Below are 24,159 nucleotides of genomic sequence, written 5' to 3'. Positions count from 1 at the left end.
AAAGCGATGGAAGAAATGCGAAAAGAAGAACTGATAGAAGTAGCAGAGCGTTTGTTGAAATTAAAAAAATTGTCATATGAAGAAATTGCAGAAATAGCAAAACTAACAGTAGAAGAAGTCAAAGCTCTGGATGAAAATTATTCATGATATGAGTGAGGCTGGGTGAGGTATGTATAAAATATTTTTTCAGATAGGTTAAAATACACCAGGTGCCAGGCACTATAAACTCAGAAACACAGAACATGACAAGAGAGAAGTCACTGGAACAGACAGTAGAGAATGCACTTCGCCAGATTGAAGAGAAAAAATATGATGAGGAACTGCTTGCGCGGGGAATCTCAAGGAAGCGGATCCAGCATTATGGATTTGCATTCCGTGGAAAGAAAGTTCTGATTGGAACAGAAGAATAAATACTGGTAAGGATGTTGTAAGGGCAGGGATCCGTCTTTACAACATCCTTATTTTAGTTTCCTAAACAGATAAGAAACTTAAATTCCAAGGGCTGTCTGTGTACGATACTCTCCGGGAGAGCAAAGTTGACCACAGTGAGTGCCAGGCATAATAAATTTAGAGCCGTAAATACACCGGCAAGAGCCAGCCCCCTTGTTTATCAAAAACTTTGTTCAATCGTTATTATAGTCTGGCATATCAGAACATGCAGGAAAATTTTTCTGCCGGTAAGAAGAAGGGGGAAATTTCATATGTTGTTTAAAAAGTCTGGAAAAATATAAGGAATCTTCATATCCTACAGATCTGGCAATTTGGACAATTGGAAGATCTGTATTCTGCAAAAGTTCACAAGCTTTGCGGATACGGTAATCCAGAAGATATTCCTGTGGGGAGAAGCCGGTTACTTTTTTAAAAAGGCGGTAAAGATAAGTACGTTCCAGTCCGAGAGAATCTGCAATTTCCTGAATGCTGAAAGAATGATCATAATTATTTTCAATGTATTGTAAAGAGTCTTCAACATAAGAACGCTTTTTGGCTTCCGGTGAAATATTTTCCTGCGGATATTTGGTGGCAAGAAGATATAGGTATTCGTACAGGATACTATTGAGTATGAGATCACGATTTTGGGTTAGGTGATAGGCTTCATACATTTTTTCATGGCAAAGGCGGACGCGGTCATCTTTGTCATAATGAAAACATGGATGCTCCAGTAAAGAAGTGCGTTCAAAATACTGACGCATTTTGATTCCCTGAAATCCGATCCATGTATAACTCCAGGGATGGTGGTGATCCGCTTCATAATAGATGAGAGTATCCGGTTTGATCAAAAAAGCATCTCCTTCTGAAAGCTGGTAAATCTTACCGTTGGTCTTATAAATTCCTTTTCCTTTTAAAATGTAGTGAATCATATAGCCGCTACGGATGGCAGGACCATAACTGTGTCCGGGAATACAGGTTTCATATCCACAAGTATAAATCATGGCATCCAGATTTCGGGAAAAATCATTTGAAAATATATAATCTTTCATCGCATACACCTCCCAAACATTCAACAAAATCACATAGATAAACAACATAAATCCATATATAATTTAAAATATCAGATTATAATTAGAATTGCAATAAGGAAATGGGAAAGGAGTAGAAAATGCCGATTATTTACGATAAATCAAGAAAAATTTTTCATTTACAGGCTGGAAATACAAGTTATATTATGCAGGTGGTAAAAGAAAAGTATCTTGTGCATTTGTATTGGGGAAGACGCATTTCTTCATATCATGAAAGTAGACGGATTATCTGGAAGGATCGTGGATTTGCGCCTAATCCGGATGCGTCGGATAGAACATTTTCATTAGATACATTACCGCAGGAGTATCCGCAGACAGGAAATGGTGATTTTCGGAATCCGGCATACGGGATACGTCAAGAGAACGGAAGCCGGATTAGTAATCTTGAATACATAGGATATGAAATTTCAGACGGAAAACCGAAACTTTCAGGTCTTCCAGCATCATTTGGAAGCAAGAAGGATGTGCAGACCTTGAAAGTGTATATGGAAGATGCTGTGGCAGGACTTAAAGTATGTCTTTTATATAGTGTATTTGTCAACGAGAGTGTTATTACACGTAGCGTCATGTTTCTGAATAAGGGAAAAAAGCCGTTGTATTTGACGAAAATGTTAAGTATGTCAGTAGACATAAGAGAAGATGAATTTGATGTTCTGACTCTGTATGGAGCACATAATAATGAACGTAATATGGACAGGCGGCCTCTTAGTAATGGAACAGTGCAGATTGAAAGTCTGAGAGGTACAAGTTCACCGCATCAGGCACCGTTTATGGCGTTGTTAAGAAAAGGTGCTGATGAAGACCAGGGTGAAGTATTTGCTGCGAATTTTGTTTATAGCGGTAATTTTCTGGCAGCAGCACAAGTAGATCCTTATCGAAATATCAGATTTCAGATGGGAATGAATCCATGGAATGGAGAATGGAAATTAGAAGCAGAAGAGATGTTTCAAACTCCGGAAGTAGTGATGGTATATTCGAAACAGGGGCTGGGAGAAATGTCCCGTACATTTCATAAATTCTATCAAAACCATCTGGTTAGGAGCCCGTATGCTAAAAAAGAAAGACCGATTTTGATTAACAATTGGGAAGCGACATTTTTTGATTTTGATGAAGAAAAGCTCTTGTCGCTGGCGAGAAAAGCCGCTTTGGCAGGAATAGAATTATTTGTACTAGACGATGGCTGGTTTGGACACCGGGATGCAGATAACAGCTCGCTGGGCGACTGGTTTGTTGATAAAAGGAAACTTCCAAATGGCTTAAAATCACTTTCAGAGAAAATCCATGATATGGGTATGCAGTTTGGTCTCTGGTTTGAGCCAGAGATGATATCACAGGACAGTGAGCTATACAGAAAACATCCGGATTATGTATTACATACAGAAGGAAGACCGTATACAATCGGACGTGGTCAGCTGGTTTTAGATTTGTCAAGAAAAGAAGTATGTGATTATGTGATTGCAGCTGTCAGACAGATATTAAAGGATAATCCAATTGACTATGTAAAATGGGATATGAACCGTCATCTGACCGATGTGGGAAGTATGTATTTTGAACCAGACCGTCAGGGAGAGATTACACACCGATATGTATTGGGCCTTTATTATATTATGGACGTGTTAACATCGGAATTTTCGGAGATATTATTTGAAAGCTGCTCCAGTGGAGGTGGAAGATTTGACCCAGGAATGCTTTATTATATGCCGCAGACATGGTGTAGTGATAATACGGATGCAGTTTGCCGTATGAAAATCCAATATGCAACATCTCTGACTTATCCACCGATTACGATGGGAGCACATGTAAGTGTTGTTCCGAATCAGCAGACAGGAAGAGTAACTCCGCTGGATACAAGAGGCTATGTGGCAATGAGCGGAAACTTCGGATATGAACTGGACCTTGGCAGCTTAAAGGACGAAGAATTAGAATATGTGAAAGAGCAAATCCTGTGTTATAAAATGATTCGCCCTGTTATACAACAGGGAGATTTTTATCGAATCAGGAATCCGTTTAATGAAAACCTAGCAGCATGGAACTTTGTGTCACAAGATCAGAAACGGACAGCTGCATTCTTTTTTGAAATATTAAGTCAGCCAGCCGCACCAGTAAGAATTTTAAAATTAAAAGGGTTACATCCAGATAAATTATACCGCAGATATGATAACGGGGAAATTTACAGTGGGGATGAACTAATGTATTGCGGAATTAGTATTCCATTGAAAAAGGAAGATTTCAGAGGAGAAATGTATTATTTTGAAGCGGTAGAGGAAGGAGAAGAAAATGGACGCTAAAAAAAAGAAACGATATGAAGTTATTGTACAACAAGTGATAGAACTTGCAGGTGGGAAAAAGAATATTCTTGGAATTGCACATTGTGCAACCAGATTAAGATTGGTATTAGAAGATAATGACAGAGCAGATCTTAAAAATATGGAAAATGTAGATCTTGTAAAAGGTGTATTTGTAGCAGGGGATCAGGTACAGATTATCTTTGGTGCCGGACTGGTGAATGATATATGTCAGGTATTGGGAGAGTCGCTTCATATGGACACCATGAGTCTGGGAGACCTGAAGACAAAAGCGGGACAGAAGATGAATCCACTTCAGAAAGCATTGAAGGCATTGTCGGATGTATTTATTGAGATTATGCCAGGAATTCTAGCAGCGGCGCTTTTGACCGGACTTTCCAGTGTACTTGGAAATATGAAAGCTGTGGAAAGTAATGAAACATTGTATGGAATCGCAAGATTGATTAATATTTCATCGGGGGCAATATTTGGATTCCTTCCACTTTGTGTAGCTTATAGTGCAGTGAAACGATTTGGTGGAAGACCAATTATGGGTATTGTAATTGGATGTATCATGTTATCGGGGAGTTTGGCAGATGCTTATGCGGCCGCGCAGGGAACTGTAGAAGTAACAACATTACATATTTTCGGACTTGGTGTAGATCTTGTAGGCTTTCAGGGCGGAATCATTGTGGCTTTACTTATGGGACTTGTAACTGCTAAACTGGATATTTTCTTTGAAAGGAAAGTGCCAGAAGTGATCAGACTTTTGGTATCACCGCTTCTTACGACATTGGTAAGTTCATTTTTATTGTTCCTTCTGATTGGACCAATTGGAAGGGGATTAGCATCAGGAATTACAAATGTACTGGTGTGGATGACCAGGAATTTGGGAATTTTTGGATACGCTGCATTTTCAGGAGTACAGCAGTTGATTGTTATTACTGGTTTACATCATGTGTTTGGAGCAATTGAATCGCAGCTTCTAGTGGATACTGGAAGAAACTTCCTGAATCCGTTAATGTCTGTAGCGATTATTGCACAGGGTGGAGCAGTGCTTGGATATATGGTGAGAAATATAAAAGATGCAAAGGCAAAAGAACTTTGTATTCCAAGTTTCGTTTCTGTATTATTTGGAATCACAGAACCAGCACTTTTTGGTGTGAACATCCGGTATAGATATCCATTGGCAGGAGGCTGTATCGGAGGTGCAGTCGGAGGCGCAATTGTATATATTACAAACCTTGCAGCACTTGGATTTGGAACAACTGTAGTGCCGGGAATTGCACTTGCAGATCCGGCACATCATGGATACATAAATTATGTAATTGCACATGTTGTAGCACTTGGAACCGGATTTTTGATGACACTTATTCTGGGAACTTTGTTTGGAAAGAAAAAAGCAACAGTTACAACTGCAGATGAAGTGGGTGAAAATATATTTGAAAAGATCCATGTGACAGAGAGAAAAATGGCTGAAACACAAAAGAATGAGATTGCTGCATATGCAGATGGTGTATTGATCCCGATTGAAGAAGTAGATGATGATACATTTGCGCAGAAAGTATTGGGCGATGGAGTTGCAATCATACCTGAAAATGGAAATGTATATGCGCCGTTTGATGCAGAAGTGGTTATGGTAATGGATACTGGACATGCAATTGGATTGATGGATAAAAATAACAATGAATTTTTGATTCATATTGGAATTGATACAGTTAATCTGAATGGAAAATATTTTGATGTACAAGTAGCTGTTGGTGATCAAGTGAAAATGGGAGATATTCTTGTAACAGAGGATATAGAGAAGATAAAAGCAGAAGGTTATGATATGTCAGTGATGATGATTGCGACAGATGCAAATGGAAGAAAAATAGAAAAAGAATCTCCGGGTAAAATTAAAAAAGGAGAAAAGATTGCTGGATTGGTATAAGCAATAAAAGTAAGAAAAGCAGAAGCTGGTGTAAAAAAGCAGCTTCTGCTTTTTGTGTTCCAGTTATTCTATAGATGTCGGATGATTTAATGTATACATGACATAGACAGGTATGCTAAAATAGAAAAGGATGTTGTTATAAATACTGTACTGGAAAAGAATTAGCGTACAGACAGATGTATGAACTGGAGGTTCAAAAAAAGAATGAGAGAGAATAATCTAGAGCGGTTTATCAAAGCGCAGGAGTCTGATTATAAGACAGCCTTTGCAGAGATTAAGAGCGGACATAAGAGAAGCTGCTGGATGTGGTACATTTTCCCACAGATTCAGGGACTGGGAAGTAGTGGTACTGCAATGTACTACTCTATTGAAGACTATGAAGAAGCCAAAGCATATATAGAAAATGCGGTGACAAATGCACATTTAAGAGAAATTTCGGAGGCACTTTTGCAGTTGGAATCAAATGATGCCACCAGAGTCATGGGATGGCCGGATGATTTGAAACTGCGTTCGTCAATGACGTTGTTTGCCCTGGCGACAAAAGAAAATGAAGTTTTCCGGAAAGTACTGGACAAGTTTTTTGACGGGAAATTAGATGCGCAGACAGTAGATATCCTGAATATGGGACATCTGGTAATGCAGATTGAGGATCCGGATTTTGGATGCGAAGGAAGACCGGACGGTGAAGAAGCGATGGCGAAAGTATATCTGAAGGTACTTAAGACAGAAGAAGAATTCCAGACAGAAATTCCGGATGCGGAACTTTATCAGAAGGAGATTAATGAGGGCGATGAAGTGGCATTTAGTCCGGATGGGGTTATATTAAAGCTTTAAACATGTGATATTATGAAAGGGGAGATCATAAAGCATGAAAAACAAAAAGAAGAAGGAAGAGGAAGAACTGACAGGAATAGCGGCAGTGTGGGATTATCTGAAGACATTTCTGATCATATTTTGTGTTGTATTTGCACTGAATAAACTGGTATATATCAATGCGGTAATTCCGTCCGAATCCATGCAGAATACGATTATGAAGGGAGATCGGATCATCGGTAACAGGCTTGCATATGTCAAAGATGATCCGAAAAGATATGATATAATTATCTTCAAATATCCGGATGATCCATCTAAGATATTCATCAAACGTGTGATCGGTCTGCCGGGGGAGACGGTTACGGTCAAAGATGGAAAGGTCTATATTGACAATTCAAAGCAGCCGCTGCCGGATAACTACTGTGCGGAGAAGATGACAGGAGACTTTGGACCATATGAGGTTCCAAAGGATAGTTATTTTGTGATGGGAGACAACCGGAATAACAGCCTTGATTCCAGATACTGGGAAAATACATATGTGACGCAAGATGCTATTTTGGCAAAAGCTGGTTTCCGCTACTGGCCACTGAATCAGATAGGAACATTCAAAGATGTTGTAAATGAATAACGAAAAGTTATAAAGCCATTCCTTTTGTGAATAACGAAAAAGGAATGGCTTATTGTATGATAGAGGTAATATAAGATAAATAAAGCAAGACAGAATAATAGAAAAGAGGGAGAATATGACAACAAAAGAAATGGTAGAAAAGCTTCGGGAATTTTCGGTCCCAGAATTATGTGATGGAATGGAAGAACCAAGAGTGATGGATTATCAGGTGAAACCTTTGGCTGCAGGAAGAAAAATTGTCGGACCGGCCTATACGGTTGATCCTCCGTATGGTGTCAGCGGAATTATTCCGGAGGCACTTCTGAAGGTAAAAGAAGGGGATGTTATGGTTGTGGCAGGAAAAGGAGAATGTAATCATTCCTACTGGGGAGACCACAGAAGCATCTGCGCAAAACTTCAGGGTGTAGAAGGGGTTGTAATTGACGGGGCATTTCGGGATATTGAAGGATGCCGGGAGGCGAAAGTTCCAATCTATGCAAAATCAGTGATTCCCCAGAGTTGTAAAAAACAGGCAGAAGGAGAACTGAATGTTCCAGTTGAATGTGCAGGTGTGGAAGTTCGTCCGGGTGATCTGATCGTAGGAGATGAAAATGGTGTCTGTGTGATCCGGCCGGAAGAGGTAGAATCTGTAATAAAGAAATCAGAAAGAAAAATCAAAGCACAGAATGAAACAATTGATGAAATGCTGCGGACAGGAAAAATCCTTCCGAAAGTTATTTTTAAGGATAAATAACAAAAAATAGATGGGCTTATTCCAAAAAGGAATGAGCTCATTATTTTATGCAATTTTACGTAACGCCATGTTGCATTTTATAATAAGAGCAACAAAGGAAAAGATATATAAAATAACCAGAATCGGTTATGGTGAATGAAAAAAAGACAAATTCAGGAGGTTGTCAAAAATGGGAAAATCATTGACGCGTAAAATTATTGAATCGCACTATGTAAAAGGCAGTATGGTGCCGGGGAAAGAGGTGTTCATCAAAGTAGACCAGACACTGACGCATGACATCAACGCTGTTATGACGTATCTGGCATTTGAAGCGATCGGACTTGACCGGATCCGCACAGAATGCAGTGTAAGTTATCTGGATCACAACTTATTGTATGTCAACAATATGACACCGGACGATCACATCTATCTGCAGTCAGCAGCAAAGAAATTCGGTGTACATGTATCCAGACCGGGAAATGGAATCTGCCATACCGTACACGTATCAAGATTCGGAGCACCGGGAAAGATCAGCATGGGTGGTGACAGTCATACACCTCACGGAGGATCCATTGGAATGCTCTGTATCGGAGTCGGCGGAATGGACGTGGCAACAGCCATGACCGGCGTACCAATGAGACTGAAGATGCCAAGAGTCGTAAAGGTAAATCTGACAGGCGAATTAAAACCGGGATGCAATACCAAAGAAATCATTCTGGAAATGTTAAGAAGAGTGACGATCAAAGGCGGACTTGGCAATGTCTATGAATACGTCGGACCGGGTGTTGCAAAACTGGAAGTACCGGCAAGAGCAACCATTTCCAACATGGGAGCAGAGATGGGAGCTACCACATCAATCTTCCCGGCAGACGAGCAGGTACATAAGTTCCTGAAAGCCCAGGGAAGAGAAGATGCATATGTAGAGCTTCTTCCGGATGAAGATGCGGAATACGATGACTGCATCGAGATCAATTTAAGTGAACTGGAACCAATGATCTCCTGTCCACACCAGCCGGACAATGTTATGCCGATCAAGGACGTGGAGAAGAGAAAAGTACAGCAGGTATTCATCGGAAGCTGCACCAATGCAAGCTATGCAGATATTGCGAAAGCAGCAATGGTCTTCAAAGGACATCATGTCAATGATGATGTCAGCTGTACCTGCGGAGTGGCATCGAAGCAGACGTACAGAGAATTATTAAGAGATGGATATATTGATATCCTTCTGCAGGCGGGGGTCAGAATGCTGGAGATTTCCTGTGGACCATGCTGTGCAATTGGCCAGACACCGGCAACGAACGGAGTTGCAGTCAGAACATCCAACCGTAACTTTAAAGGACGTGCAGGAAACCCGACAGCTGATATCTATCTGGTAAGTCCGGAAAGTGCAGCTGCAACAGCGATCATGGGAACATTTGCAACAGCAGAAGAAGTCATGGGAGAGGATGTAGCAGAACTTGCCAAGATCACAGAGCCGGAAGAATATCTGATCGATGACTCTATGATCATCAAACCGCTGCCATTAGAAGAAGCGAAAAAGGTAGAACTGGTCAAAGGACCAAATATCAAATTCCTTCCAATTCCAGAGCCACCACAGCAGGATCTGTGTGTACCGGTCAGCTTAAAGACACTGGATAATGTCTCTACAGACGATATCACTCCGGCAAGCGCAGAATTCTCAAGCATGAGATCCAATATCCCGCTCATGTCAAAATATTGTTATCACCGTTATGCACCGGACTTTGCAGCACGTGCAAAAGAAATGAAGCGAAGCATCATCATCGGCGGTGAAAACTATGGACAGGGATCATCAAGAGAACATGCAGCGATCAATCCGATGTATCTGGGAGTAAAAGCAGTCATTGCCAAGAGTATCGCGAGAATCCACAAAGGCAATCTGGTAAATCATGGAATTATTCCGATGTTATTCGAAGATCCTTCGGTATATGATCATATCGAACTGGAAGACTATATCGAGATTGATAACCTTCTGGATCAGATTCCGACCAGAAGAATCAAAGTGCAGGATAAAACAAAAGGATTCGAGTTCTATGTAACGCTGGATCTTACGGATAATGAGATCGAAGTTGTATTAAGCGGCGGACAGTTATCTTATCTGAAAAAACAGTTAAAAGAGCAGGAACAGCTTAAGGATAATAAATAATAAAAAACGGACCATAACAGGAGGAAACGAAGATGGAAGAAATTAAGAAAGCCCAGGAAGCATTTGGGGAACTCATCAAGGGTGAATTTGAAAGAATCGAGAAAATGAAACAGGGAGAGGAACCGGTCGACTTTTCTACAAAGGAAAAGATTATCGTAGGTATCCTTCCGGGAGATGGCATCGGACCAATCATCATGAAACAGGCGGTCCGTGTCTTAAAAGAACTGGCAGCAGATGAGATCGCTTCCGGTAAGATTGAACTTCGTGAAATTAAAGGAATGACGATTGAAAACCGTGTAGCAAAGATGGAAAGCCTTCCAGCAGATGTGCTCGAAGAGATTAAGAAATGTGATGTACTGGTCAAAGGGCCAATGGTAACACCAAGAGCGGGAGATGGACTTCCAAACCTGGTAAGTGCAAACAGCCTTCTTAGAAGATCATTGGAGCTTTTCGCAGCCGTACGTCCGATCAAGATCCCGGATAAGAACATTGACTGGACATTCTTCCGTGAGAATATTGAGGGAGAATACATCTGGGGAAATAAAGGTATTCAGGTAAATGATGACCTGGCGGTAGATTTTAAAGTACAGACAAAACAGGGAAGTGAAAGAATTGCCAGAGCTGCATTTGAATTTGCAAGAAAGAATGGAAAGAAGAATGTAACAATCGTTACAAAGGCAAATATCGTAAAACTTGCAGACGGTAACTTTATCAAAGCTGTCCGCAAAGTAGGAGAAGAATATCCAGAGATTGAGATCCAGGAAAGACTTGTCGATGCAATGTGTGCAAAGATGCTGGATTCTGAGTTTAACAAGGGAATCGAAGTCGTTGTACTTCCAAACCTGTATGGAGATATCGTAACAGATGTTGCTGCAGAACATCAGGGAGGACTGGGAACAGCATCTTCTTCCAATATCGGTAACCACTATGCATTATTTGAGGCAATCCATGGAACAGCTCCATATCTGATGAGCCACGGAAGAGGCGAATATGCAGATCCAAGCAGTCTGATCCGTGCAATGGGCCAGATGCTGATCCATATCGGATATGCAGACAGAAATGTACTTTTGGAAAAAGCAATGGATATCTGTACCGTATCAGAAAGAAAAGTGGTACTTACTACATTTGCAGAAGATGCAAGTACAGAAGAATTCGCAGACTATGTAATCGAGACGATCCAGAAACTGAAAGCAGAGAAGTAAGATAAAATTGCCAGACAGAGTGAAATGTATGAAATAAAATAAAGTAAGAGAAGCGGAACAAGAAGAAAATGTTGTTCCGCTTTCTCTTGTGCCTTCAAAAAAGTTTTGCTAAAATAGGATATAATATGACAGAAATATAACGAAGGAAAAGGGGACATAAAAGTGAAAGACTCTGATTGGGAAATTTTACATGAATTATATAAGAATCCGAATATGACCAAGGTGGCGAATCTTCTGTATATGACACAGCCGTCGCTTACGAAGAGACTGCAGCATATGGAGGCAGAATTCCAGGTAGATATTGTCAATCGTACACCAAAGGGACTGGAATTTACCCAGGAAGGAGAGTATCTTGCAGAGCGGGCAGCAAAATATCTGGAATTTTTAAAAGAGACAAAAAGCAAACTGGAAGAATTAAAAGATAAGTCAAAGGACAGTATCCTGATTGGATCATCCTATACTTACAGTAAATATACGCTGACAGATATTCTGGTAAAATATACAGCGGGGCATCCACATACGACGTTTGAGATCATCAATGAGCAGAGCAATATTTTGTTCCGGAAGATGTTGGAAGATTCCATAGATGTAGGGTTTATAAGAGGCGATTATGACGGGCCTGTGCACAAGACGCTGGTGGGACAGAACCAGGCATATCTGGTAACGAAGGAGCCAGTAGATTACGAAGAACTCCCAAAGATGCAGCGCATTGCATATAAGACCAATGACCGGACGAAAGAACTTCTGGATGGATGGTGGGAAGATCATTTCCGGACAGAGGCACCGGCGGGAATGGCTGTCGGGTACATTGATTTTGCATGGCAGTTGATCGATAAGGGGCTGGGGTATGCCTGCTGCTTTTTACCGGAGAACTTCCAGAATGAATATAATCTCTGCCTGACACCACTTGAAAGAAAGGATGGAACCAAGGTCATCCGTAATACATGGTTTGTATATTCGAAGAATAAGAGAATCTCAAAAACATTAGAGGAATTTATTGAATATATCGAGAAAGAGGAAGCGATTAAGAATACCTTGGACTAACGGCTGCCGGTATGGTATGAAGGAAGAGAAAGTATGAAAAATATAGACTGGATGATATTGAATGTACTGTATGAGAAGCGGAGTATGACGCAGGCAGCAGAAGTTCTTTACATGACGCAGCCTGCACTTACAAAACGCATCAAGTCCATTGAAAGTGAGTGGGGGATAGAGGTAGTAAAAAGAAGCAGCAGAGGAGTCACATTTACAGAAGAGGGAAAATATCTGGTAAAAAAATCAAGTATCATGATTGATTTCTTAAATGAGATCCAGGAACATTTTGCAGACAGGAAAATGTCCAAAGAACTGCTTAAGATTGGAGTTCCGAATTCGTTCAGCCGGTTACATCTGCCGGCACTTCTGAAAACTTATAAAGATCAGTATGACCATCTGCAGATTAGGACAATGGCGAATTCCAGTGATGTACTGATCCGGAATCTGACGGATGGGACGGTAGACATTGCAATTATCTGCGGGGATTATCCTTATATTGGAGAAAAGACCTGCCTGTTTGAAGAAAAGCTGTTTGCCATTGCGCCTAAGGGGATGAAACAGGAGGAATTAGGAGACCAGCCATTGATAGAATCTTTTCTGAATCCTATGGTAAAGCTTACGGTGGACCAGTGGTGGAAAAGTCAGTTTGGCAGTATGCCGCATGAGGCACATCACGTACCGTATACGGATATTGCAATTGAAATGGTAGAAAAAGGCCTGGGAATTACGTTTGCATTTGGGGATACATGGAACATCGATGAAGACCAGCTGCAGTTTATTCCAATCTATACTAGGGAAGATCAGCAGGTGTCCAGAAAGGTCTGGATGATGCTGTCAGAAAAATGTTATAAATCAGAAGATGTCATGGATTTTGTGACATATGTCGAAAAATATTATCACGTGAATTGAGAGTCATTCCATTTTGGAATGGCTTTTCCAGTCTTAACAAGAATTTCCAATTGACAAATAAATAACATACAATGTTCTTAAAGAAAAACAATTGTCCTGACAGGGTGGACAAAAGGTAATTTTAAAAGGAGGAACATAGTATGAGATATGCTTATGTAGGAAGCAGAACAACAAAAGAAAGAAATGCAAGAGGAGAGGGTCTGAGCGTTTATGAAATCTTGGAATCCACAGGGGAATGGAAAAAAATCCAGACTATTAAAGTAGCTGAAAATCCAAGTTTCCAGTGCTTTGACCAGAAGAAAGAGTACATGTACAGCGTGCACGGGGATTACACACTGGTATCGTCTTACAAAGTGAAAGAAGACGGAACACTGGAACATCTGAATACGATTGATATCGGCGGAAAGAATCCGGTCGATGTAACGGTTGACAAAGAAAATAAATTTGTAATCGTTGCAACACTGCAGGGAGGAACTTTATATACGATCGAACGTAAGGAAGACGGTTCTCTCGGCGAGGTGAAAGCGGCATTTACATACGAGGGAAAAGAAGACGGAAAAGTATCCACCATTCATCAGTGCCTCTGGGACCAGAACAAGAATTATATCTTTGCCTGTGCACAGGGTAGAGTGAATGGATTTGGACAGATGAGAGCGCTGAAGTTCAATCACGAAGATGGAAGCCTGACAGAGACATCCAGATTTTTCTCAAGAACATGGGATGAGCCGCGTCATGCAGCAATGCACCCAAATAACAGATGGCTGTATATGTGTGAGGAAAAAGGAAATAAGGTGTTATACTTCCAGTTCGATGAAGAGACAGGCAAGATGGAAGCACTGCAGGAATTAAGCACGGTTCCGGAGACAGTTACCGGATATTCGGATGCAAGTGAAGTGATGATAGATCCAAGTGGAAAATTCGTAATCGTATCGAACCGTTACACAGACAGTATGGCCGTTTACCGTATCGATCCAAAGACTGGATATCTGAAAACATCCGGATTCTATCCTTGCCTTGGAAAGACTCCAAGATTCTTCTGCTTTGGAGAAGACGGAAAATGCTATGTAGCAAATGAAGACAGTGATACCGTGATCGTATTTGACTTTGACCAGGTGACAGGACAGCTGATTCCGACATTGCAGATCATTGAGACCGGAAGTCCGGTATGTATTACATTCCGATAGACAGTCGGAAGAAAAAAGGTAAAACAATTTACGAAGGAGATTATTATGAATTTAGGATTATTAAGCTTGATCTTACTGCTGGTAGCGATCGTGATCGGCTTTGTTAGAAATGTTAACGTTGGTATATTGAGTATTGGATTTGCAATGATCCTGACACTGTTATTCAAAGATCAGATTGCAGCGGCAGATGTGATCGGCGGATTTGGAACGTCATTATTCGTACAGATGGTTGGCGTGACGTATTTATTTGCAATCATTAATGGGAATGGAACACTGGAACTTCTGGCGAAGAAGATCGTAAATCTTGTTCCGGCACGTGCAATCCCGTTCGTGATGTTTATCATTGGCATGGTCTTAAGTGCAGCAGGCCCTGGATCGATACCATGCCTTGCCATCATTCCGGTTATCGCAATTCCAATCTCTGTGTCAGCTGGAATCAACCCGATCATGACATCGATCATTGGTGATATGGGAGCAATGGCAGGCCGTATGAGCCCGCTGACACCGGAAGCAGCCGTTGTGCGCGGCCTTATGGAAAAGCAGAACATGACAGGAAATACTGTCCCGATCATGGTCTGTACAGCAGTGACAGCCGTTGTGTGCTGTGTGTTTGTATATATTTACTATAAAGGATGGAAAGTGGACCAGACAGTAGTGACGGGTGAGAAAGAAAAACTTCCGAAATTCACATGGCAGCAGTGCCTGTCCCTTGCAGGACTTGTCGTACTGGCATTTGGTGTCCTGGTGCTTTCCTGGAATGTCGGACTTACCGGATTCCTGATCGGATCTGTTCTTTGCATCATCGGATGCGGGGATGAGAAAAAAGCAGTAAAGGGCATTCCGTGGAATGTGATCATCATGGTTCTTGGAGTTGGCATGCTGATGAACATTGTGTCATTGTCCGGAGGTGTTGATATCCTGGTTTCTGCCCTGGAATCTGTTATGAATATCAAGACAGCAAACCCGATCATGGCGATCCTTGCCGGAATCATGTCATTCTTCAGCTCAGGACTTGGTGTTGTGTTCCCTACACTGGTACCAATCTGTGGAAGTCTGGCTTCCGGAATCGGTGCAGACGGAATCTATCTGGTAGCGATGGTTGTAATCGGAGGAACGATCGCAGGATATACCCCGATCTCTACGACAGGTGCACTGATCATGGCTGGTGTTGCACAGCAGGAGGACTCGGAGAAACGCTTTCCACAGAACAAATTATTTGTTGAGTTATTTGCTGTATCTGTGATCAACTTGGTCGTACTGGCAGTGATGGCTGCAATCGGAGTATATGGACTCTTTGTATAAATAACAGGAAAGAATGGCGGTATCGGTGCAGATACCGCCATCTGTGAAATAAACAAAGGGCATGATAAAAGGTTATGACATTATTCCTTATGGCAATTTCTCAAATGAAAAAGCATGTTTTAAAATAGAATCAGAAGATAAAAGTTACAGGAGGTAATGAAATGGAGATAAAAAGACCTGCAATGGCAGGAACACTGGAATCCAGTGACTGTCAGGTAACAGTAGAACCTGGCGATGGTCAGGTGGAATTTGAACTGGAAAGTGCAGTGATGCATCAGTTCGGAAAGCAGATCCGCAAGGTGGTCATGGAGACACTGGCTCATCTGGATGTAAAGGATGTAAGAATTACAGTTGTGGATAAAGGAGCGTTAGATTGTACGATCAGAGCACGTGTAGAAGGTGCTGTATACCGTTCCGTAGAACAGAAAGACAATTTACCATGGGGAGGTGCGATCCGGTCATGAATCCAAATAAAAAAAGATTAAGAAGAACCATGATGTTCTTAAATGCACAGAAACCGGGACTGATCAAAGACCCGTACATTTACAAACCAGATTCCATCATGCTGGATCTGGAAGATGCCGTAGCAGAGAAAGAAAAAGATGCGGCAAGATTTTCACTTTACCATGCATTACAGGAAATTGATTATCACGGAGTAGAAAGAGTTGTCCGTATCAATGGACTGGACAGCCCATACTGGAAAGAAGATATCCGCTGCGCAGTTGCAGGTGGATGTGATGCAATCCGTATTCCTAAGACGGAGAGTGCACAGGATGTAAAAGCTGTTGAGACAGAAGTGGAAAATGCAGAAAAAGAATTCGGCATTCCGGAAGGAAGAACACTGATCATGGCAGCCCTGGAGTCTGCAAGAGGAATCATGAAAGCCCTGGATATCTGTGAGGCATCCGAAAGATTATTCGGTATTGCATTATCCGGAGGAGATTATACCAAAGACCTGCAGACACATATTACAGGAACCGGTGTAGAGCTTATGGGAGCAAGGCAGAACATGGTAATTGCTGCAAGAGCTGCCGGTGTACAGTGCTTCGATACGGTATACACAGATCTGGATGATATGGATGGATTCAAGAAAGATGTAGAGACCATTCACCTGATGGGATTCGACGGAAAGTCTATCATCAATCCGAGACAGATCGAAGTGGTACACGAGATCTTCACACCTTCTCAGAAAGATATCATCTTTGCAGAGAAAGTTGTAAAAGAGATTGATGACAAGAAAGCAAAAGGAATCGGTGTATTTACCGTAGACGGCAAGATGATCGATATTGCATTCTATGACGGTGCAAAGAGAACCATCGAGCTTGCAAAAGCATCCGGTGTGTATAAGGGGGATTTGTAAGATGTTGAATAAAGTAGGAAGAGAAATCCCGGAAGAGATCTTAAAAGAGACAGGAAAAGAAGTATTTCAGGGAAATTATTATAAAGACAATACAGAGTTCCAGAAAAAAGGACCAATCACAAAGGTTGTCATGAATCATGATACAAGCAAGATGGTAAGCTCGATCCATGAAGCACTGGTAAAATGTGGTGCACATGATGGTATGACACTTGGCTTCCATCATCATTTCCGTGACGGTGACCTGGTCGTGAACATGGTCATGGAAGAAGTACACAAGATGGGAATCAAGGATGTAACGATCTGCGCAAGTTCACTTGGAAAAGCACATGCACCACTGGTACCGATGATCGAAGATGGAACGATTACAAATATCCAGTCATCTGGTGTACGTGGAGCAATCGGAGAAGCAATCTCCCAGGGCAAATTAAAAGGACTTGCAACGATGCGTTCTCATGGAGGAAGAATCCGTGCAATCCAGACAGGTGAGACAACAATCGATATTTCCTTCATCGGAGCTCCTACCTGTGATGATTATGGTAACTGTAAAGGAACCGGCGGAAAGAGCGACTGTGGTGTATTATCTTATTCATTCGTAGATGGAAACCATGCCAATAAAGTAGTAGCAGTAACAGACTGTCTGGTACCATTCCCGAACTATCCTGCAGACATCAACATGACAAAGGTTGATTATGTATGTGTGGTAGATCAAATCGGTATTCCGGAAAAGATCGCAACAGGTGCAGCAAAACCAACAACGGACGTCAGAAAGCTTATGATGGCAGACTACTGTACACAGGTAGTGGTAAATACACCATATTTTAAAGATGGATTTTCATATCAGACAGGTGTCGGCGGAGCGTCTATCGCATCTGCAGCATCACTTGGAAAGATCATGAAAGAACGTGGAATCCATATGGGATTTGCTGTTGGTGGAATGTCCAAGGGAATGTGTGACCTTCTGGATCAGGGATTGGTTGGAAAGCTTCTGGATACACAGGACTTTGATACAGCAGCCGTAGAATCTGTAAAACGCCCGAACCATCACAGAATCAGTGCAGGAGCATATGCAAACCCGTTCAATAAGGGAGCATTTGTTAATAAACTGGATTATGTAGTACTTGGTGCGCTTGAAGTCGATGTGGACTTTAATGTCAACGTTGTCGTAGGTTCTGACGGAGTGATCACAGGTGCACAGGGCGGACATCCGGATGCAGCACAGGGCGCAAAATGCACAATCGTAATCACACCGCTTCTTCAGGGACGTATCCCTGCAGTGTGCAGTAAGGTTACTACAGTAACAACACCGGGAGAATCCATCGATGTAGTTGTTACAGACTATGGTGTGGCAGTCAACCCTGCAAGACCGGATCTTTTAGAAGCATTAAAAGAAGCTGGCAATATCCCGCTTCATACAATTGAAGAATTAAGAGATATGGCGTATGCAATTACAGGAGAACCTGAGCCGGTACAGTTCGGTGACAGAATCGTAGGAATCATCGAAGGCCGTGACGGTACAGTTATGGATGTAGTACGTCAGGTAAAGGAATTCGAATATTAATGTGAATACTGGGCATTAGCTGATATACAGATGAAAGATGAGTGTAAGTGCCGGCGGTAAGAGGGTACTTACACCAGCAAATAGATAAAAGGAGAAATCAAGAATGGTTAAATTATATGATGGCGGAGCTTATCTGGTAAATGGTGATACCATCGTACCGGAAAAAGAAGCGGCAAAAGTAGAATCCCTTACAGGAAAAAAAGCTTTGAAAGAAGAAGCAAGAAAAGGTACTATCGCATATGGCATCATGGAGGCACATAACACCTCTGGAAATATGGAAAACTTAAAGATTAAGTTCGATGCAATGGCATCACATGATATCACATTTGTCGGAATCATCCAGACAGCAAAAGCTTCCGGAATGGAGAAATTCCCGATTCCTTATGTCCTTACAAATTGTCATAACTCATTGTGTGCCGTTGGTGGAACAATCAATGAAGATGACCATATGTTTGGTCTGTCCGCTGCAAAAAAATACGGCGGAATCTATGTGCCACCGCATATCGCTGTCATTCATCAGTATATGCGTGAGATGCATGCAGGATGTGGCAAGATGATCCTTGGATCTGACTCTCATACCCGTTACGGAGCACTTGGAACAATGGCAATCGGAGAAGGTGGTGGAGAACTGGTAAAACAGCTTCTGTGTGACACTTATGACGTAGCATGTCCAGGTGTAGTCGGAATCTATCTGTATGGAAAACCAAATCCATGGGTAGGTCCACAGGATATCGCACTGGCGATCATCGGAGCAGTCTTCAAAAATGGCTATGTGAAGAACAAAGTTATGGAGTTCGTAGGACCTGGTGTATCCAGCATGACTACCGATTACCGAAATGGTATCGATGTTATGACAACAGAGACAACCTGTCTGTCATCTATCTGGAGAACAGATGAAGATACGAAGAAGTTCCTTACAACTCATGGAAGAGCCGATGCTTACAAGGAACTGAACCCTGCAGATGTAGCATATTATGACGGTATGGTATACGTAGACTTAAGTACAGTAAAACCTATGATCGCACTGCCATTCCACCCAAGCAACACGTATGAGATCGATGAACTGAACGCAAACCTTTCTGATATCCTTCACGGAGTAGAGGAAGAAGCAGCCAAGATCTCACAGGGAAGAGCCAAGTTCCATCTGGCAGATAAGATCACAGATAAGGGACTCCAGGTACAGCAGGCAGTCATCGCAGGATGTGCCGGCGGTAACTATACAAACGTTGTCGAAGCTGCCAATGCACTTCGTGGTAAGAATACAGGAAGCGGTGAATTCAGCCTGGCTGTATATCCATCTTCACAGCCTGTATTTATCAACCTGACAAAACAGGGATACATTGCAGACCTGATGGAAGCAGGTGCGATCATCCGTACTGCATTCTGCGGACCATGCTTCGGAGCAGGAGACACACCATGTAATGATGGCTTAAGTATCCGTCACACAACCAGAAACTTCCCGAACCGTGAAGGAAGCAAACCAGGAAACGGACAGATGTCAGCCGTAGCACTGATGGATGCAAGATCTATTGCAGCAACAGCAGCAAACGGAGGAATCCTGACTTCGGCAGAAGGCTTAGACTGCTGGGGCGATGTGCCGGAATATGAATTCGACCCATCTGTATACAACAAGAGAGTATATTACGGATTCCAGAAAGGTGACGAAGAAAAATCACTGGTGTATGGTCCGAACATCAAAGACTGGCCGGAGATGAGCCCTCTGACAGATAATATCCTTCTGAAGGTATGCTCTAAGATTTTAGATCCAGTTACTACAACAGACGAACTGATCCCATCCGGAGAGACTTCTTCATTCAGGTCCAATCCGCTGGGACTTGCAGAGTTCACACTCTCAAGAAGAGATCCGGAGTATGTAGGACGTTCCAAAGAAGTAGATAAGATCGAAAAAGCAAGAGTAGCCGGAGAAGATGTCACAAAGGCAGAACCGGAACTTGTGAAAGTATATGAAAAGATTCATACAATCGCCGGCCAGGAAAAAGTTCTTCCGGTAGAAACAGAAGTAGGAAGTATGATCTATGCCGTAAAACCGGGAGACGGATCCGCCAGAGAGCAGGCAGCAAGCTGCCAGAGAGTGATCGGCGGTCTTGCCAATATCACAAAAGAGTATGCAACCAAGAGATACCGTTCCAATGTCATGAACTGGGGCATGATCCCATTCCAGATGAAGGGAGAACCAGAGTTTGAAATCGGTGATTATATCTATGTTCCGGATGTAAGAAAAGCACTGGACGGCGATATGAAAGATATCAAAGCTTATGTGATTAATGACGAAGTGAAAGAGATCTCTCTCTATGTTGCCGATATGACAGAAGATGAAAAGAAGATCGTTAAGGCAGGATGTCTGATCAATTACAATAGAAGCCGTTAATCGTCAATTTGACAATTGTTATATCTCCATTCGAAGAGCCGAAGGCAGCCATGAGCCTGCGGCTCTTTATTGTAATAAAGTGGGGACGGGGGATTTTTAAAAATCCCCCGTCCCCACTTTACTTGACAAAAGCGATTCGCGCAGGGAATATATGGATAACTAACAGGAATTAGATTATCGGATATGCGTCTGTTATAGTTAAGACAGGAAGAAAAACGCAATCAAGAATTTGAGGAGGAATTGTTATGATGACAAACAGACATTATAGAACAGGCGTAACCAATAATATTTTTGGAAGTTATGTGATGAATATGAGACAGGTACCTGGAAGGGAAGAAAAAGAAGATGCAGGAGCAAAAGAAAGAGAAAGACATCTGTTTGAGATGGTCGATGACTATATCGAGCAGGCATAAATCAGAAAAACATACAGATCCATACATCAATTTAAAAAAGGAGTCAGAAAAAATATCTGCGTATATTAAAAACGCACTTCTGGGTGAAGTATTTACGACTCCAAAGCCCGGACTGGTAGATCTCTGGGATAATGGAGCCCACAGAGATATGAACTGGATTACATTTCGGAAGAGCGCGGATGAGATTACTCCGTATCTGACGGCAATGTACGAAGAAGGATATGCATTCAAGGAGCGTAACTGGAGCGGAGAAAAGCTGGATACATTATTCTTAGAAATCCGGGAAACAGGACGGCAGGCAGAAAGAGCAATGTATAATGCAACCGGTGGAGTGAATACACATAAGGGAATGCTCTTTTCGATGGGTATCATCTGTGCGGCACTTGGATATTGCAGAAAAAAGCATTTCCAAAACTTAAAAGCAGACGGGCAGCAGAAGGAATTATCTATGGTGTGGGAAGTGCTGGATATTGCCAGATATATGACGGAAGATATCCTGCAAAAAGAATTACAGGATATGGAGGCACAGGTTCCCAAAACACATGGAGAGAGGATGCTTGCACGGTATGGAGAGCGTGGAATCCGGGGTGAGGTGTTAGATGGATTCCCGGTAGTACGAAAGACCGCTTATCCAGAACTTATGAAACTTATGAAAGAAGCAGATAAGACCGTATGCCAAAGCCAGGTGAATCTGCAAGTGTTATTAAAGATCATGAGTGAATTAAGAGACACGAACGTGTTAAACCGCGGCGGGGAAGAGGGTCTTTTATGGATACAAAAAGAATCCGGAGCAATTCTGAAAATGAACGGGGCATTTTCAGAAGAAGGAATGAAAAGGCTCATACAGATGAACCAGGAGTGCATCAGGAAAAATGTAAGCTCCGGGGGAGCCGCAGACCAGCTGGCGTTGACACTCTTTTTATGGCAGGCTGTAAATGAAAAAGAGATACCAGTATATTGTCCGGTCTGTATCGAATAAAAAACATGCCCATGAATTCTGGAAAAAGTACCTGGAAATTTGGGCAGAAATATAGTTGCAATTGTTTTCCTTGTTATATATAATGAAAAAAGTTTTGTTAAGAAAAAGGTTCTGAGATAGCATCAGAACCTTTTTCTTAATGCCAAACTATGCAAGAGAAGCTACCAGTGGCAGATTCTCTGTATGTTATAAACAGATAGAAACATCTGTACAGAAGATGCAGACGCAGAAGAGTACAGATATAAAAGTAACAGATAACAAAAAGAATGAGGAGGGGACAATATGGAAAAAGATATGACGACCGGAAGCCCGGGGAAGATGATATTTAACTTTACGATGCCGATTTTTATAGGAAATATATTCCAGCAGTTTTACAATATGGCGGATACGGTGATCGTTGGAAAGTTCGTCGGCAATGCGGCACTGGCAGCAGTAGGAGCCTGTGGGACACTTGCATTTCTGATCATCGGATTCCTGCAGGGAGTGACGGCAGGATTTACAGTTGTGACAGCGCAGCATTATGGAGCCGGTAATATGAAAGCAATGAAAAAATCCGTTGCATCCGGTGCGGTTCTTACGTTGATCGTATCGGTAATACTGACTGTGCTTAGCATGGTCAGTATGTCAAAGGTACTGCATCTGATGAATACACCTTCGGACATGTATGGAGAGGCGTATGGATATATTATGGTTCTGTGTGGCGGGATTATCGCACAGGCCCTTTATAACTACCTTGCCAGTGTACTGCGTGCATTGGGAGACAGTAAACGCCCATTATATTTTCTGGTGATCGCAGCGCTTCTGAATATCGTGCTTGATCTTGTCTTCATTATCATATTCAGACTTGGTGCTGCAGGAGCAGCTTATGCAACGGTGATCGCACAGGGAATATCAGGTATCTTATGTCTGTTTTATATTGGAAAGATGGTACCGGCACTTCATCTGCACAAAGAAGACTGGGAGATGAACGGAAGTCTGATCGGATGGCAGCTTAAGATCGGCCTTCCAATGGCATTTCAGTATTCGATTACGGCAATCGGAACAATTGTCGTACAGTCCTGCCTGAATATCCTTGGATCTACTGCAGCGGCGGGATTTGCAGCGGCAAGTAAGATCGAACAGGTATTTTCACAGGCGTATGTGGCACTTGGAACAACGATGGCTACTTACTGTGCACAGAATATGGGCGCGGGAAAATATACCAGAATCCGCAAAGGATTTAAAAATGCAACACTGATGGGATTTGCTTATGCGATCGTAACAGGTGTGATTATTTTCTTTGGAGGAAAATATATGACGGTATTCTTTGTATCGGAGAATCTGGACCAGATCATGGGATATGTAGATATTTACTTAAGATGTGTCAGTGTATCCTTCCTTCCACTTGTGATCGTGAACCTGTACCGCAATGGAATCCAGGGAATGGGATACGGTCTGCTCCCGATGACAGCTGGTATTGCAGAGCTTATCGGACGAAGCGGTGCAGCACTCATTGCTTCTCATTTTGGAAGCTATATGGGAATCTGTCTGGCATCACCGGCAGCGTGGGTGCTGGCAGGAACACTTCTGATCGTGATGTATTTTAAGATCATGAAAGGGAAAAAAGACCGTGAAATCCAGACAGGATATGCAGAAGCAGCAAATACATAGCAGAAAGAAAGAGTTTTGGAAGAATTATACGTCAAGAAATGATTGCGAATGCGATAAATTATGGTACAATAATAGCGGTTCCGGACAAAATGTCCGGGGACGCTATTAATTTTTATACCTATGAAT

The 24,159-nt window shown here is 42.1% G+C and carries 20 protein-coding genes; 19 read left to right on the top strand and 1 reads right to left on the bottom strand.

Features of this window, described 5'->3' with window-relative positions; translation table 11 throughout:
• The first annotated feature begins 242 nt into the window (after nucleotides 1-242).
• Nucleotides 243-410 (top strand): PD-(D/E)XK nuclease domain-containing protein, encoded by a 168-nt coding sequence (locus ACWJAF_RS01935; protein ID WP_448861842.1) that lies wholly within the window; start codon nucleotides 243-245, stop codon nucleotides 408-410.
• 213 nt (nucleotides 411-623) lie between these two features.
• Here ACWJAF_RS01935 and ACWJAF_RS01930 read toward each other — a convergent pair whose 3' ends face one another.
• The gene (locus ACWJAF_RS01930; RefSeq protein ID WP_448861841.1) at nucleotides 624-1,478 is read right to left on the bottom strand and encodes an AraC family ligand binding domain-containing protein; all 855 of its coding nucleotides are present in this window, start codon (nucleotides 1,476-1,478) and stop codon (nucleotides 624-626) included.
• 119 nt (nucleotides 1,479-1,597) lie between these two features.
• On the opposite strand from ACWJAF_RS01930, the gene ACWJAF_RS01925 reads away from it, so the two are divergent.
• The 18 genes from ACWJAF_RS01925 (at nucleotide 1,598) to ACWJAF_RS01840 (ending at nucleotide 24,033) form a co-directional block, all read left to right on the top strand.
• Nucleotides 1,598-3,805 (top strand): alpha-galactosidase, encoded by a 2,208-nt coding sequence (locus ACWJAF_RS01925; protein ID WP_448861839.1) that lies wholly within the window; start codon nucleotides 1,598-1,600, stop codon nucleotides 3,803-3,805.
• The gene (locus ACWJAF_RS01920; protein WP_448861837.1) at nucleotides 3,795-5,735 is read left to right on the top strand and encodes a glucose PTS transporter subunit IIA; all 1,941 of its coding nucleotides are present in this window, start codon (nucleotides 3,795-3,797) and stop codon (nucleotides 5,733-5,735) included. Before ACWJAF_RS01925 ends, ACWJAF_RS01920 begins: the two co-directional genes overlap by 11 nt.
• 204 nt (nucleotides 5,736-5,939) lie before the next feature.
• Entirely contained in the window at nucleotides 5,940-6,569 is a 630-nt protein-coding gene (locus ACWJAF_RS01915; RefSeq protein ID WP_448861835.1) for a DUF1810 domain-containing protein, read from the top strand.
• A gap of 34 nt (nucleotides 6,570-6,603) precedes the next feature.
• Nucleotides 6,604-7,176: a signal peptidase I gene (gene lepB, locus ACWJAF_RS01910; protein ID WP_448861833.1), complete on the top strand. Its 573-nt coding sequence runs from the start codon at nucleotides 6,604-6,606 to the stop codon at nucleotides 7,174-7,176.
• A gap of 115 nt (nucleotides 7,177-7,291) precedes the next feature.
• Nucleotides 7,292-7,909, top strand: a complete 618-nt coding sequence (locus ACWJAF_RS01905) for an RraA family protein (protein ID WP_448861832.1) — start codon at nucleotides 7,292-7,294, stop codon at nucleotides 7,907-7,909.
• 169 nt (nucleotides 7,910-8,078) lie between these two features.
• Nucleotides 8,079-10,052 carry an aconitate hydratase gene (locus tag ACWJAF_RS01900; RefSeq protein WP_448861830.1) on the top strand — a complete coding sequence of 658 codons (1,974 nt, stop codon included), beginning with the start codon at nucleotides 8,079-8,081 and terminating at the stop codon, nucleotides 10,050-10,052.
• A gap of 32 nt (nucleotides 10,053-10,084) precedes the next feature.
• Nucleotides 10,085-11,254: an isocitrate/isopropylmalate family dehydrogenase gene (locus ACWJAF_RS01895; protein ID WP_448861828.1), complete on the top strand. Its 1,170-nt coding sequence runs from the start codon at nucleotides 10,085-10,087 to the stop codon at nucleotides 11,252-11,254.
• A 162-nt stretch (nucleotides 11,255-11,416) separates the two neighbouring features.
• Nucleotides 11,417-12,298, top strand: a complete 882-nt coding sequence (locus ACWJAF_RS01890) for a LysR family transcriptional regulator (RefSeq protein ID WP_237998439.1) — start codon at nucleotides 11,417-11,419, stop codon at nucleotides 12,296-12,298.
• Between the two features lie 33 nt (nucleotides 12,299-12,331).
• On the top strand, nucleotides 12,332-13,198 hold the full coding sequence (locus tag ACWJAF_RS01885) for a LysR family transcriptional regulator (RefSeq protein WP_448861825.1): 867 nt from the start codon (nucleotides 12,332-12,334) through the stop codon (nucleotides 13,196-13,198).
• 140 nt (nucleotides 13,199-13,338) lie between these two features.
• On the top strand, nucleotides 13,339-14,382 hold the full coding sequence (locus ACWJAF_RS01880; RefSeq protein WP_448861823.1) for a lactonase family protein: 1,044 nt from the start codon (nucleotides 13,339-13,341) through the stop codon (nucleotides 14,380-14,382).
• Nucleotides 14,383-14,427: 45 nt separating this feature from the next.
• Nucleotides 14,428-15,684, top strand: coding sequence for an SLC13 family permease (locus tag ACWJAF_RS01875; RefSeq protein ID WP_448861821.1), 1,257 nt, complete (start codon nucleotides 14,428-14,430; stop codon nucleotides 15,682-15,684).
• A gap of 161 nt (nucleotides 15,685-15,845) precedes the next feature.
• Entirely contained in the window at nucleotides 15,846-16,148 is a 303-nt protein-coding gene (citD, locus tag ACWJAF_RS01870; RefSeq protein ID WP_237998443.1) for a citrate lyase acyl carrier protein, read from the top strand.
• A complete protein-coding gene (locus ACWJAF_RS01865) occupies nucleotides 16,145-17,044 on the top strand; it encodes an aldolase/citrate lyase family protein (protein ID WP_448861818.1) in 900 nt (299 codons plus the stop codon). Before citD ends, ACWJAF_RS01865 begins: the two co-directional genes overlap by 4 nt.
• A 1-nt stretch (nucleotide 17,045) precedes the next feature.
• Nucleotides 17,046-18,602: a citrate lyase subunit alpha gene (gene citF / locus ACWJAF_RS01860; protein WP_237998445.1), complete on the top strand. Its 1,557-nt coding sequence runs from the start codon at nucleotides 17,046-17,048 to the stop codon at nucleotides 18,600-18,602.
• Nucleotides 18,603-18,705: 103 nt separating this feature from the next.
• Nucleotides 18,706-20,991, top strand: a complete 2,286-nt coding sequence (locus ACWJAF_RS01855) for a hydratase (protein WP_448861816.1) — start codon at nucleotides 18,706-18,708, stop codon at nucleotides 20,989-20,991.
• 245 nt (nucleotides 20,992-21,236) lie between these two features.
• Nucleotides 21,237-21,404 carry a hypothetical protein gene (locus ACWJAF_RS01850; RefSeq protein WP_448861814.1) on the top strand — a complete coding sequence of 56 codons (168 nt, stop codon included), beginning with the start codon at nucleotides 21,237-21,239 and terminating at the stop codon, nucleotides 21,402-21,404.
• Nucleotides 21,370-22,383, top strand: coding sequence for a triphosphoribosyl-dephospho-CoA synthase (locus ACWJAF_RS01845; RefSeq protein ID WP_448861812.1), 1,014 nt, complete (start codon nucleotides 21,370-21,372; stop codon nucleotides 22,381-22,383). Before ACWJAF_RS01850 ends, ACWJAF_RS01845 begins: the two co-directional genes overlap by 35 nt.
• A gap of 282 nt (nucleotides 22,384-22,665) precedes the next feature.
• The gene (locus ACWJAF_RS01840; protein ID WP_448861810.1) at nucleotides 22,666-24,033 is read left to right on the top strand and encodes an MATE family efflux transporter; all 1,368 of its coding nucleotides are present in this window, start codon (nucleotides 22,666-22,668) and stop codon (nucleotides 24,031-24,033) included.
• Nucleotides 24,034-24,159 lie beyond the last annotated feature (126 nt).

This window comes from Dorea sp., assembly GCF_977044405.1.
This window is presented reverse-complemented; position numbering and strand designations above follow the sequence as displayed.

What these genes read in the sequence shown, in the direction of transcription:
- ACWJAF_RS01935 (WP_448861842.1), top strand. Translation starts at nt 243, where the DNA reads ATGACAAGAGAGAAGTCACTGGAACAGACAGTAGAGAATGCACTTCGC.
- ACWJAF_RS01930 (WP_448861841.1), bottom strand. Translation starts at nt 1,478, where the DNA reads ATGAAAGATTATATATTTTCAAATGATTTTTCCCGAAATCTGGATGCC.
- ACWJAF_RS01925 (WP_448861839.1), top strand. Translation starts at nt 1,598, where the DNA reads ATGCCGATTATTTACGATAAATCAAGAAAAATTTTTCATTTACAGGCT.
- ACWJAF_RS01920 (WP_448861837.1), top strand. Translation starts at nt 3,795, where the DNA reads ATGGACGCTAAAAAAAAGAAACGATATGAAGTTATTGTACAACAAGTG.
- ACWJAF_RS01915 (WP_448861835.1), top strand. Translation starts at nt 5,940, where the DNA reads ATGAGAGAGAATAATCTAGAGCGGTTTATCAAAGCGCAGGAGTCTGAT.
- lepB (WP_448861833.1), top strand. Translation starts at nt 6,604, where the DNA reads ATGAAAAACAAAAAGAAGAAGGAAGAGGAAGAACTGACAGGAATAGCG.
- ACWJAF_RS01905 (WP_448861832.1), top strand. Translation starts at nt 7,292, where the DNA reads ATGACAACAAAAGAAATGGTAGAAAAGCTTCGGGAATTTTCGGTCCCA.
- ACWJAF_RS01900 (WP_448861830.1), top strand. Translation starts at nt 8,079, where the DNA reads ATGGGAAAATCATTGACGCGTAAAATTATTGAATCGCACTATGTAAAA.
- ACWJAF_RS01895 (WP_448861828.1), top strand. Translation starts at nt 10,085, where the DNA reads ATGGAAGAAATTAAGAAAGCCCAGGAAGCATTTGGGGAACTCATCAAG.
- ACWJAF_RS01885 (WP_448861825.1), top strand. Translation starts at nt 12,332, where the DNA reads ATGAAAAATATAGACTGGATGATATTGAATGTACTGTATGAGAAGCGG.
- ACWJAF_RS01880 (WP_448861823.1), top strand. Translation starts at nt 13,339, where the DNA reads ATGAGATATGCTTATGTAGGAAGCAGAACAACAAAAGAAAGAAATGCA.
- ACWJAF_RS01875 (WP_448861821.1), top strand. Translation starts at nt 14,428, where the DNA reads ATGAATTTAGGATTATTAAGCTTGATCTTACTGCTGGTAGCGATCGTG.
- citD (WP_237998443.1), top strand. Translation starts at nt 15,846, where the DNA reads ATGGAGATAAAAAGACCTGCAATGGCAGGAACACTGGAATCCAGTGAC.
- ACWJAF_RS01865 (WP_448861818.1), top strand. Translation starts at nt 16,145, where the DNA reads ATGAATCCAAATAAAAAAAGATTAAGAAGAACCATGATGTTCTTAAAT.
- citF (WP_237998445.1), top strand. Translation starts at nt 17,046, where the DNA reads ATGTTGAATAAAGTAGGAAGAGAAATCCCGGAAGAGATCTTAAAAGAG.
- ACWJAF_RS01855 (WP_448861816.1), top strand. Translation starts at nt 18,706, where the DNA reads ATGGTTAAATTATATGATGGCGGAGCTTATCTGGTAAATGGTGATACC.
- ACWJAF_RS01850 (WP_448861814.1), top strand. Translation starts at nt 21,237, where the DNA reads ATGATGACAAACAGACATTATAGAACAGGCGTAACCAATAATATTTTT.
- ACWJAF_RS01840 (WP_448861810.1), top strand. Translation starts at nt 22,666, where the DNA reads ATGGAAAAAGATATGACGACCGGAAGCCCGGGGAAGATGATATTTAAC.